The following is a 12,039-nucleotide window of genomic DNA, read 5'->3' as shown; positions in this document are numbered from 1 at the left end:
GCGGTATATGGAGCTGATCAGACGGATGCGGCCCACTGAAGAGGACGGGGTTCTCGTGGGGGTGGCGACACGACGAGGGGGCCGCTGAACCCACCCGTTTGGGCGCCATGAAGTGGGATGGGGCGCCTCGGGACCCGGTGGGTTCTGTTGTTCGGCGGGTGCTCGTCCGGTGGGACTTCTCGCGCAGTTCCCCGCGCCCCTGAAAGCAGGGGCTGGGCTTTCAAGGCCGGAGGCCTGGGCTTTCAGGCCCGCAGGGCCTGGGTTTTTAGGGGCGCGGGGAACTGCGCGAGAAGCCCCACCGGGCCGCACCCGACAACGCACCCGACAACGCGCCCGCGCTCCCCGCCCCTCCCCCGGCGCAAAAGAACACCGCACACGACTTCCCAGCGACACGTGTGACGCGCGACACTCGCAGGCGCATGAACATTGCCGCCTTGGGGTCACCACCCCCTGAAAGCGAGGGCAAGTCATGTCCGTGCACGACGACTTGACGGCAGTCCGGCGTTGCCTGGACGAACTGACCCGTTCCGTACGCCGCCTGGAGCAACAACTCGGCGGCAGCGGCCTGGAGATACGCCGCGTCCGAACCGACGCCGACCACCTGCGCGAAAGCGTCGCGCTGCTCGGCGAGGCCGCCCCCGCCCTGGCGAAGCCACGCCGCCCGGACCTGGTCCCGATCTCCGACACCCCGTACGACAGCTCACTGTGGACGGACTCGGACGACGAGGGCCTCGGCGCCCGCGACCGCCGCGCCCCCTGACCGCCGTAACCGACCACCCCACGACCCCGAAAGCCCAGCCCCCGCCCTCGTCCCCGACACGCCAAGAACCCGACCGGGAGTCCCCCGTTGGCCACTGGTACGGAACCACCGGCAACAGAACCCCATCCCCGGCGCGGCGGCGTACGGACCCGTACGCGCGCCGCGATCTCCGCCCCGCACCTGCGCACCGACCGCTGGTGGCTCGCCCCCGCCGCGACGGCCGCCGGCCTGCTGGCCTTCATCGTGTACTCGACGTGGCGGGCCTTCGCCGACGCGCACTACTACGCGGCCCCGTACGTCTCGCCGTTCTACTCGCCCTGTCTGGCGGAACGCTGCGAGCCCATGCGCGGGGGCCCCAACTGGGAGATCTTCGGCGGCTGGTGGGGCATCTCACCGGCGATCATCATCCTGATCTTCCCGCTCGGTTTCCGCCTGACCTGCTACTACTACCGCAAGGCCTACTACCGCGGCTTCTGGGCCTCCCCGCCCGCCTGCGCGGTCGCCGAGCCGCACCAGAAGTACTCCGGCGAGACCCGGTTCCCGCTGATCCTGCAGAACCTGCACCGGTACTTCTTCTACGCGGCCCTGCTCGTCGCCTGCATCCTCACCTACGACACGGTCCTGGCCTTCCGCGACGAGAACTACGCGTGGGGCCACATGGGCCTCGGCACCCTCGTGTTCCTCGTGAACATCGTGCTGATCTGGGCGTACACCCTCTCCTGCCACTCCTGCCGGCACATCGTCGGCGGCAAGCTCAAGCACTTCTCCAAGCATCCCGTGCGCTACCGGATGTGGAGTTGGGTCGGGAAGCTCAACGCCCGCCACATGCAGCTGGCCTGGGCGTCGTTGGTGAGCGTGGCGCTCGCCGACTTCTACGTGTACCTGGTCGCGTCCGGCGTCTTCGACGATCCGGCCCTCTTCTAACAGACAAAGGGTGCTTCTGATGTCCGTGGTCGAACGACAGGAGTGGGACGTCGTCGTGATCGGCGCCGGCGGCGCCGGGCTCCGCGCCGCGATCGAGGCCCGTGAGCGGGGCGCCCGTACGGCCGTGATCTGCAAGTCCCTGTTCGGCAAGGCGCACACGGTGATGGCGGAGGGCGGCATCGCGGCCGCCATGGGCAACGTCAACTCCGGCGACAACTGGCAGGTCCACTTCCGCGACACCATGCGCGGCGGCAAGTTCCTCAACCAGTGGCGGATGGCCGAGCTGCACGCGCGCGAGGCCCCCGACCGGGTGTGGGAGCTGGAGACCTGGGGCGCCCTCTTCGACCGTACGAAGGACGGCAGGATCTCGCAGCGCAACTTCGGCGGCCACGAGTACCCGCGGCTGGCACACGTCGGCGACCGTACGGGCCTGGAGCTGATCCGCACGCTCCAGCAGAAGATCGTCGCGCTCCAGCAGGAGGACCACAAGGAGACCGGCGACTACGAGTCCCGGTTGAAGGTCTTCCAGGAGTGCACGGTCACCCGGGTGCTGAAGGACGGCGGCCGCGTCTGCGGCGTCTTCGGTTACGAGCGCGAATCCGGGCGCTTCTTCGTCCTCGAAGCGCCGGCCGTGGTCCTCGCCACCGGCGGGATCGGCAAGTCGTTCAAGGTGACGTCGAACTCGTGGGAGTACACGGGCGACGGCCACGCGCTGGCACTGCTCGCGGGGGCGCCGCTGCTGAACATGGAGTTCGTGCAGTTCCATCCCACGGGCATGGTCTGGCCACCCTCGGTCAAGGGCATCCTCGTCACGGAGTCGGTGCGCGGGGACGGCGGTGTCCTGCGCAATTCCGAGGGCGAGCGGTTCATGTTCGACTACGTCCCGGACGTCTTCAAGGAGAAGTACGCGGAGTCCGAGGAGGAGGGCGACCGCTGGTACGAGGACCCGGACCACAACCGCCGCCCGCCCGAACTGCTGCCGCGCGACGAGGTGGCTCGGGCCATCAACGCCGAGGTGAAGGCGGGCCGGGGCTCGCCGCACGGCGGGGTCTTCCTGGACGTGTCCACGCGGATGCCCGCGGAGACCATCCGGCGCCGGCTGCCGTCGATGTACCACCAGTTCAAGGAGCTGGCGGACGTCGACATCACGGCGGAGGCGATGGAGGTCGGGCCCACCTGTCACTACGTGATGGGCGGGATCGCGGTCGAGTCGGACACGGCGGCGGCGCGCGGGGTGCCGGGCCTGTTCGCGGCCGGTGAGGTGGCCGGCGGGATGCACGGCTCGAACCGGCTGGGCGGCAACTCCCTGTCCGACCTCCTCGTGTTCGGCCGCCGGGCGGGGCAGCACGCGGCCGCGTACACGGCGGGCCTGAGCGGGGCCCGGCCCCCGGTGGACGACATCGAGGTGGACACGGCCGCCGCCGAGGCACTGCGGCCGTTCTCCGCCGAGGGTCCGGAGCCGGGTCTGGAGGCCGGCCGGCCGCCGGAGAACCCGTACACCCTCCACCAGGAACTGCAGCAGGCCATGAACGACCTGGTCGGCATCATCCGCCGCGAGGGCGAGATGGAGCAGGCGCTGGAGAAGCTGGCCGACCTGCGGGTGCGGGCGCGGCGGGCGGGTGTGGAGGGACACCGGCAGTTCAACCCGGGCTGGCACCTCGCCCTCGACCTGCGGAACATGCTGCTGGTCAGCGAGTGTGTGGCCCGGGCCGCGCTGGAGCGCACCGAGTCGCGTGGCGGCCACACCCGCGAGGACCATCCGACGATGGACCGCGACTGGCGCCGGATCAATCTGTTGTGCCGGCTCTCCGATCCGACGGGCGGGCCGGAGACCTGGGACCCCGTCGTCGGCCAGATCGCCCTCACCCGGGAGACCACCGAAGCCATCCGTCCCGACCTGCTCGCCCTGTTCGACAAGGAGGAGCTGGTCAAGTACCTCGCCGAAGAGGAGCTGTACGAGTGAGCGGCTACGACAGCCACGAGGAGGCGCGGTCATGAGCGGCTACGAGGCGCGCTTCAGGGTGTGGCGGGGCGATGTCCGGGGCGGCGCCCTGGAGGACTTCGAGGTCGAGGTGAACGAGGGCGAGGTGGTGCTCGACATCATCCACCGGCTCCAGGCGACCCGGACGCCCGACCTCGCCGTCCGCTGGAACTGCAAGGCGGGCAAGTGCGGTTCGTGTTCCGCCGAGATCAACGGCCGTCCCCGGCTGATGTGCATGACCCGGATGTCGGTGTTCGAGCGGGACGAGACGATCACCGTCACGCCGCTGCGGGCCTTCCCCGTCGTGCGTGACCTGGTCACGGACGTGGGGTTCAACTACACCAAGGCGCGCGAGGTCCCGGCCTTCGTGCCGCCGGAGAAGCTCGGTCCCGGCGAGTACCGCATGATGCAGGAGGACGTGGACCGTCCGCAGGAGTTCCGCAAGTGCATCGAGTGCTTCCTGTGCCAGGACACCTGCCACGTCGTCCGCGACCACGAGGAGAACAAGCCGGCCTTCGCGGGCCCGCGCTTCCTCATGCGCGTCGCGGAGCTGGACATGCACCCGCTGGACGCGGCGGAGGACACCGGCCTGGACCGCAAGAGGACGGCCCAGGACGAACACGGCCTCGGCTACTGCAACATCACCAAGTGCTGCACCGAGGTCTGCCCCGAAGGCATCAAGATCACGGACAACGCGCTGATCCCGTTGAAGGAACGTGCCGTGGACCGCAAGTACGACCCGCTGGTGTGGCTGGGGTCGAAGATCAGGAGGCGGTCCTCGGCGGGGTGAGGGCCGGCCCTCGGGGGTTGTGCGGGTCGTCATCCGGGGCATCGCGGTCGCCGCGCGTCACCATCCGGGCGTCACCGGGTGGCGACGCGGCCGGGACGGCTCGCGAGGTACGACCGCACCGAGCCGGCGACGATCAGGACCAGCCTCGCGAGGGAAGCGGTCCTGACAGGCCTACGCCGTCGGCGCCGGCCCTCGTCTCCCCCACTCCGCCGCACCCCGCTCGCGACCGCGCGAGTCCGGCCATACGCTCCCCAATGTGACGTCGCGTCTGAGAAGGAGCCGAGCGCGGGGCGCCACGTCGCACATAGCCGTGCGCCTGGCCCACACCGCCTTCGGGGTGCTCGCAGCCTTGGCCTGGCTCCTGCTCCCCACGACCACGCAACCGGCCGAACAACGATCCACGGACCGCCCCGCCGACACACGCCACGCGGGCGACACGGCCCCGGGTGCGCCCCAGGTGGTGCCCGCGGTCGGCGGCGAGCTGTCCGGAACACCGTCCGGGAACGGGACAGCGGCAAGGGGTACCGCCACCGGACCCCCGGCGCCCGCGCACGGCGACGAGCCGACCGAGGCGCCGCCGGACGCGGGAAGGACAGCCGTCGGACCGGCTGCCGAGAGACAATCCGCCCCACCCCACGACGACAAGCCGTCCCCGACGCAGGACACAAGCACGACACCCGTCGACCCCACCGCCGACCGACAACCCGCCCCACCCCACGACAACAAGCCGTCCGGGACGCAGTACGCAGGCACGACAACCGTCGGCCCCATCGCCGACCGGCCTCCCGGCACTCCGGACAGCGACGGCTCCCCCGGGGCGACAGACCGTACGAGAAGTCGCCCCGCACATCCGGTCGATCCCGCAGCGTCCGCGATCCCGGTCATCGACGGGTGGCCCCTGGGGCAGGGTGCCGGCGTCGGACCCGGCGACCCGGCCGTCGCGGTGCCACTCGCGCCCCCGGCCACCGGCGCACGGCCGGTGGCGCCCGGCATCGGCGCGGCGGCGCCGGTCGGTGACGAGGCCTCCGGGGCGGACCTGATCCTGCCGGTGGCCGCCGCGGGCGCGGCCGTCGCCGTGGCCGCGTACTCGCTCGTACGACGCCGACGCCGCGCCCAGCTGCGCACGACGCCGACCGGCACGTACGAACCGCCGACCAGCCCCCTGTCCGACCTCCACCTCCGGGCCCAGCGGCTGCTCGTCGAGACCGACGACAGTGTCCGTACCAGCGCCGAGGAACTCCGCTTCGCGGCGGCCCGCCCGGGTCACGTCGCCGCCGAGCCGCCCCCGGACCGGCCCACGGACCACGACGACACCGAGCCCTCCGCAAAGACCCCGGCCGGCCCCGCCGAAGACGCCGAGCCCGATCCGCAGCCGGAAGCCGTGCCTCGGCCGCAGCCGCACGGAGAAGGCCCGGCGGTCTCCGACTCCGCCCCACCCGAGGAACAAGGCCCGCCCGACCCCACCCCACCCGATCCCGACGCCGCCCCACCCACACCCCACGCGGCGCAACCGACCGGCCCCACCGACGCGGACGCCGGACCCCCCACAGTCGACTCGGCCGAGCCCCGCTCGGAGGCCGCGATCCCCCTCGACCCGGCCATGCCCTTCGCCGAGACCCCTGCGGGCCGGGACGCGGTACAGCCGTTCGTGGAGGCGTTGGCGGACGCGCGGCGGGAGCTGGCGGGGGCCTGCCGGGCGGATCTGCGGCTGGACGAGGAGCGCGGCGCCCTGCCGCCCGACGAGGAACGCGCGCTGCTGGAAGAGATCCTCACCCGGTGCACGACCGCACAGCGGCGGCTCGACACGGCGACGCCCGCCTTCGACCAACTCCGAGCCCTGGAGCGGGACATCACCCCCGCCCTGGAGTGCGCGGAGACCCGCTTCCGCGAGCTGGCCGGCCGCACGGCGACAGCGGCCACCACCCTCACCACCCTGCGCGAGGACTACACCCCGGCCGTCTCGCTCCCCGTCGCCGGCCATGTCGAACAGGCCAAGGACCGCCTGGTCTTCGCCACCACCGAGCTGAACCGGGCCCGCCAGGCCGCCTATCCGGGCGACCTGCACACCGCGGCCGCACACCTGCGGGCCGCCGAGGGCGCCATCGACCAGGCGGACCTGTTCGTGACCGGGGTGGAACGGCTCGCCGCCGAGCTGGCGCACGCCACGGTGACCGCCGGGCAGGCTGGCCGTTCCACCGGCCCGTACGACGACCCCTTCGACGTCCTGCGCCGTCAGGACCGCTGGTTCCTCCCGGCCCACAGCGCGGTCGCCACCGCGGCGGACTTCGTCACCACGCACCGGGGAGCGGTGGGCGCGCGGGCCAGGACCCGGCTGTGGGAGGCGGAACGGCATCTGACGCAGGCGATGCCGACGGACTCCGCCGGGCAGGACGAGAACGTGGAAACGGCGGCGGACACCCGGCGCGCCCACGCCCTCGCCCAGGAGGCCCGGCACCTCGCCGAGCAGGACGTCCGGGCGTACGGCAATCCGTACGGCGGCCCCGTCGGCGACGGCCTGGCCGGTGCTCTGCTGGGCGGCATCGTCCTCGGCGAGCCCCCCGGCGGCGACGGCCGGGCCGACCTGCGGGGCCCCGCCTGCTACGGCGGGACGGCGACCCGCGCCCGCAGAACGGCGGGCGGCCAGTTCTGACCGGGCGAGTCCCGGTCCCCGGCACTCCGCCCTAGAACAGGCTCAGCAACGCCTCCGCCGGATCCGTCAGCCCGTGCTCCCCACCCGGCAGCGGCAGTTCGAACCACACGGTCTTGCCGCGAGGCGTCCGGCGGGACCCCCACGCGGCGGACAGCAGGCCGACGAGCTGGAGCCCTCGCCCGCCCTCGTCGGTGTCACGCGCCCGGCGCCGCCGGGGCTGCACGAGACCCGCGTCCCACACCTCGCAGACAAGCGTTCTGTCGAGCAGGAGCCGCAGCCGTATCTCGCCCTCGCCGTACCGCAGCGCGTTGGTGACAAGCTCGCTGACCAGCAGTTCCGCCGTGTCGATGAGGGGTTCCAGGTCCCAGGCCTGCAACCGGCCGCGGGCGTGCTCGCGGGCGCGGCCCACGCTGCGCGGCTCACGCGGCAGGGTCCAGTCGCCGACGGAGTCCTCCGGCAGCCCCTGGACACGGGCCATCAGCAGCGCGATGTCGTCCTCGCCGTGGTGGGTGTCGAGGGTGTTGAGGACGTGGTCGCAGACGTCCTCCAGCGACCGGGGGGCGTCGCCGCGCAGCGCGGTCGGCGGCTGTGCGGGGTCCGTGAGCGCGCCGACGAACGCCTGGAGGCCCTCGTCGAGGGGATGGTCGCGGGATTCGACCAGTCCATCCGTGTAGAGCGCCAACAGTGCGCCTTCGGGTAGTTCGACCTCCACCTCCTCGAAGGGCTCGCCGCCGACGCCGAGCGGCATGCCGGGCGGCACGTCGAGCATCAGCGCGCTCTCGCCGGGCTCGACCAGCACCGGCGGCAGATGGCCCGCGTTGGCGAAGGTGCAGCGGCGGGTCACCGAGTCGTAGACGGCGTAGACGCAGGTGGCGAGGTAGACCTCGGAGAGATCCTTGTCGCGGGGGCGGCTGGCTGAGGTGCGGGAGGCCGACTGGCCGCCGCCGGGGGTGCCGAGGCCGCGGGCGATCTCGTCGAGTGCCGAGAGGACCTCTGCCGGTTCGAGGTCCAGCAGGGCCAACGTGCGCACAGCCGTGCGCAGTTCGCCCATCGCCACCGCCGCCCGCAGTCCGCGGCCCATCACGTCGCCGACGACGAGTGCCGTGCGGTGGCCGGGGAGTTCGATGACGTCGAACCAGTCGCCGCCGACCTCGGTGGCCGCGTTGCCCGGCAGATAGCGGCAGGCGATGTCGAGCCCGGAGGCCTCGGGGTCGCCCGGCGGCAGCAGGGAGCGCTGGAGGATGAGGGCGCGCTCGTGCTCGCGGCGGTACAGGCGCGCGTTGTCGATACAGACGGCGGCGCGTGCGGCCAGTTCGACGGCCAGGCCCCGGTCGCGTTCGCCGAACGGCTCGCTGCCCTTCGTGCGGGAGAACTGCACGAGTCCGACGACGGTGTCGTGCGCGACCATCGGCACGGCGAGCGTCGACTGGATGAGGTTGCCCTCCTCCGGCACCTCCTGGGGGCGGGCGGTGCGCAGGGCGTCCGCGCAAGGGGAGTTGAACGGGTAGTGGTGGACCGCGCCGACCCGCACGGGGGCGGGTCCGCCGACGAAGGGCGCGTCGGAGACGGCGCTGGCGAAGGCGACGCGGCGCAGTTCGGCGCTGCCGTCGGCGAGGCCGGGCGGGGTCTCGTCGCCCACCAGGAGGCCCTGGTAGAGGTCGACGGTGGCCAGGTCGCAGAAGCCGGGGACGACGACGTCGAGCAGTTCGCGGGCGGTCGTCTCCAAATCGAGGGAGTTGCCGATGCGTGCGCCGGCCTCGTTGAGGAGGGCGAGGTTGCGGCGGGCGGCGGCGGCCTCACGGGCGGCGGAGCGACGGGCCGTGATGTCGGTGCCGAGCCAGGCGATGCCGATGGGGCGGCCGGTGCCGCTGTGCACGCGGTAGAGGTTGATGGACCAGTGGCGGCGTTCCTCGGAGCCGGGCACGAAGCCCGTGATGTGCATGTCGGTGATCGACTCGCCGGTCTCCAGGACGCGGCGCAGGGTGGCCTCGACCCGCTCGGCCTCCGGGGACTGCAGATAGTCGCGGACGCCCCGGCCGCGGTGGTCGTCCACCTCGCCGCCGTAGATGGCGGCGAAACGCTGGTTGGCGCGCCTCACTTGGAGATCGGTGTCGATCAGAATGAAACCGAACGGGGATTGGCCGAAAATCGACTGCGAAGCGGCAAGATCGGTCTCGATCCGGCGCAGGGTCCGGACGTCCACGACGATGCACACCGCGGCCCGTTCACCGCCGTCCACGGTGGTGGGCATCACATAGACCTCGGCCAGCCCCTCAGCCCCGTCGGGACCCGGCACACGGAAGGGGACCACACCGGTCCACTCCCGGCCGTCGAGGACCTCGGCCATTTTCCGCTGGCCCTCTTCACGCCGGTCGGGGTCGATGAACGCCTCGATGGGGTCCATCCCCACGGCCCGCTCGGCGGATATGCCGAACAACTGCTCGGCGCGCAGGCTCCACTGGTCGACGAGCCCGTCGGCGCCGATCGAGAACGAGGCGACCTTGATGTAGTCGTAGATGGATCCCGGCGCGCTGGTCTGCCACATCGAGTCCCCGGTGCCGTGACCACCCATGACACTCGCGCCACCCTCGGCACCGCTGGAACCGCCGGCATCACCGGCGCGCGCGTCGGACGGTCGCCCCTCGGGCGTTCGCTCCCCGGACGGCCGCCCCTGTGGCCCTGGGTTCCCGGACCTGCGACCCGGGCGGCCGTCGCCCGCTTCGCCGCGTGCGGCCCCGCTGTCGCGCGTGGCTCCGCCCAGGCCGGAATCTTCTGCGGCCTCGGGCCTCGCGCGGTCCGACGGGTTCCGGGAACCCGTGGACTCCGTGGCCTTCGCTGGTATCTCGCTCACGCGAACCGTCCCCTCCAGCTCACCGCGTCCGGCTTCGGTCACCAGGGGCGGCTGCCCGCAGTATCCAGCACTACGGCGCCGCACAACACGGTGTTCACGATCACAGCACGGTCCCGATCATTTTTGGACCGGCCGGAACATACTCCCAAGTCTTCTAACCAGGCGGTGCCCTCTCGAATCAAAGACTCCAGCCAGCGCTACTGGCTTGAATAAGTCGGTCGCACGCGCGCCCCGGGGAGCCGCCCCCGCTCGAACCGTACGCCGTGGACTCCCGCCGTGCACCGGGTTCTTCGGCCCGTACGCCGACAGGCCCGCTCAGCCGGGAACCGCGAGTTCGAACCACACGGTCTTGCCCGCTTCGCCGGGGCGGGTACCCCAGGCCCGTGAGGAACAGGCCACCAACTGCAGACCCCGGCCGCTCTCGTCGTCGACATCGGCCGCGCGTTCGCGGGGCGGATCGGGCAGTGGATCGGAAACCTCGACCAGGAGTGCGCCCGAGGGGCCGGAGGGACGCACGAGCCGCACCCCGATGGGTCCGGTGGCGTGCCGCAGCGCATTGGTCACCAGCTCGCTCACCAACAGGACGGTGATGTCCCCGAGCACATCGAGGCCCCACTCGCGCAGTTGCCTCCGGACCACGGCGCGCGCGTCCCGCACCGCCCCCGGCTCCGCCGGAAAGGTCCACTCGGCGCAGTCGTCTCCGCTGTCGATCACGCCGATCACTTCCCAGTCCAGAAGCAGACCCTGTCCGGTTTCATGGGGTTAATGGGCACATACCCGATATCCCTGCCGAAGTACCGCGCACGAGGGCGCACTGTGGCACGAACGGCGTAGGGAGCGCACCCAGGACGGGCCCGCAGGGAGCGCGGAGAACCGCGCGATCGGCCGCACTCGACCCGCAGCCACGATACTCACCGCCGCGGCATCCCGGGGGCGAAGTGGCGGCACTCCCGGGCGACACTCCCGGACCGCGCGGGTGGCGCGGGTGTCCCGGGCGGCTCGTACGGGCAGTCAGCGGGCCGACGAACACACCCCGCACCCGGGGCCGGCACTGACCCCCGACGGGCCATGACACCCGGGGATCGACTGCTCAGCCGGCGTCGCCCCAGGCCACCCGCGCCGCCTCCATCACGGCCGGCACGTCCTGGTCCAGCCAGTCGACGTCCCACACCTCGTCCACGGTCAGCCACCGCAGCTCGTCGTGGTCCTCCAGCGGCCGCGGCTCACCGGACAGCAGATGCGCGATCCAGACCTGGAGGACATACCCCGGCCGCACCGGCCACTCGCCGGGCACCCGCTCCGCGGACTTCGCCTCGACGCCCAACTCCTCGCGCAACTCACGCACGAGCGCCTGTTCGGGCGACTCGTCGGGCTCCACCTTGCCGCCGGGCAGTTCCCAGCGTCCGGCCAGCTCAGGCGGTGCGCTGCGGCGTGCCGCGAGCAGGCGCCCGTCATTCAGCAGAGCGGCTCCCACCACCACGATCGGTTCGGTCATGCGCGGGAGCCTACGGGAGCGGACACGGACGCCGGGCGGGGTGGATCAGTTGCTCCCACCGTGGCCGTTCTGCCCGTTGTGCCCGTTCTGCCCGATGCGTTCGACCCAGTAGAGCTGCTTGTGACCGCGACTGTCGAGGCTGTCCGCGATCTGCTGCGCCTCGGCGCGCGTCGCGTACCGGCCCACCCGGTAGCGATTGCCGTTGTCGTCCTGCCGCACCACGAGCCAGGGAAGAGTGATCGTGCCGTCGTTCATCGACCCCCACCGCTCCTTCCCGCCCCGGCCCGCCCAGGTCCCGCCCCCGGATGCCGCCGCGCCCCGTCACCTAAGGAAACCGCAATCCGCATATGCCCGAGCGTACGCCTAACCTTCACGCAGCGAATCTGTCTTTTCACAAAGAGGTACGCAACCAGCCAAGACGAGGGGGGCGCACTCCGTCGCGCGCGCCGCCGATCACCACCCGCGCGCCCCGCAGCGCTCCGACGAGCAGCGGTCCCGCGCCCGTCGCACGAAACGGGCAGCTACCGGACGTCCTCGCGCCCCGGCGGCAAGAACGACCGAATTCGAACTACGTTCGGATGTACCCCC

Annotated in this window: 9 protein-coding genes; 5 read left to right on the top strand and 4 right to left on the bottom strand. The window is 72.0% G+C overall.

Annotated elements, in window-relative coordinates:
* Positions 1-469: 469 nt before the first annotated feature.
* From H4687_RS30625 to H4687_RS30605, 5 genes are all read left to right on the top strand, one after another.
* The gene (locus H4687_RS30625) at positions 470-760 is read left to right on the top strand and encodes a hypothetical protein (protein WP_050399612.1); all 291 of its coding nucleotides are present in this window, start codon (positions 470-472) and stop codon (positions 758-760) included.
* A gap of 87 nt (positions 761-847) precedes the next feature.
* Positions 848-1,684 (top strand): hypothetical protein, encoded by an 837-nt coding sequence (locus H4687_RS30620; protein WP_005480661.1) that lies wholly within the window; start codon positions 848-850, stop codon positions 1,682-1,684.
* Positions 1,685-1,703: 19 nt separating this feature from the next.
* The gene (locus tag H4687_RS30615) at positions 1,704-3,647 is read left to right on the top strand and encodes a fumarate reductase/succinate dehydrogenase flavoprotein subunit (RefSeq protein WP_046918486.1); all 1,944 of its coding nucleotides are present in this window, start codon (positions 1,704-1,706) and stop codon (positions 3,645-3,647) included.
* A 31-nt stretch (positions 3,648-3,678) separates the two neighbouring features.
* A complete protein-coding gene (locus H4687_RS30610; RefSeq protein WP_046918485.1) occupies positions 3,679-4,455 on the top strand; it encodes a succinate dehydrogenase/fumarate reductase iron-sulfur subunit in 777 nt (258 codons plus the stop codon).
* 256 nt (positions 4,456-4,711) lie between these two features.
* Positions 4,712-7,105 carry a hypothetical protein gene (locus tag H4687_RS30605; RefSeq protein WP_318787717.1) on the top strand — a complete coding sequence of 798 codons (2,394 nt, stop codon included), beginning with the start codon at positions 4,712-4,714 and terminating at the stop codon, positions 7,103-7,105.
* Between the two features lie 31 nt (positions 7,106-7,136).
* Here H4687_RS30605 and H4687_RS30600 read toward each other — a convergent pair whose 3' ends face one another.
* From H4687_RS30600 to H4687_RS30585, 4 genes are all read right to left on the bottom strand, one after another.
* Positions 7,137-9,998: a SpoIIE family protein phosphatase gene (locus H4687_RS30600; protein WP_373560619.1), complete on the bottom strand. Its 2,862-nt coding sequence runs from the start codon at positions 9,996-9,998 to the stop codon at positions 7,137-7,139.
* A 273-nt stretch (positions 9,999-10,271) separates the two neighbouring features.
* Positions 10,272-10,679 (bottom strand): ATP-binding protein, encoded by a 408-nt coding sequence (locus H4687_RS30595; RefSeq protein WP_046912979.1) that lies wholly within the window; start codon positions 10,677-10,679, stop codon positions 10,272-10,274.
* Between the two features lie 367 nt (positions 10,680-11,046).
* Positions 11,047-11,451, bottom strand: coding sequence for a (deoxy)nucleoside triphosphate pyrophosphohydrolase (locus H4687_RS30590; protein WP_046912980.1), 405 nt, complete (start codon positions 11,449-11,451; stop codon positions 11,047-11,049).
* A 45-nt stretch (positions 11,452-11,496) separates the two neighbouring features.
* Positions 11,497-11,706 carry an SPOR domain-containing protein gene (locus H4687_RS30585; RefSeq protein ID WP_046912981.1) on the bottom strand — a complete coding sequence of 70 codons (210 nt, stop codon included), beginning with the start codon at positions 11,704-11,706 and terminating at the stop codon, positions 11,497-11,499.
* Positions 11,707-12,039 lie beyond the last annotated feature (333 nt).

The organism is Streptomyces stelliscabiei (genome assembly GCF_014873495.1).
Taxonomy (GTDB): domain Bacteria; phylum Actinomycetota; class Actinomycetes; order Streptomycetales; family Streptomycetaceae; genus Streptomyces; species Streptomyces bottropensis.
This window is presented reverse-complemented; position numbering and strand designations above follow the sequence as displayed.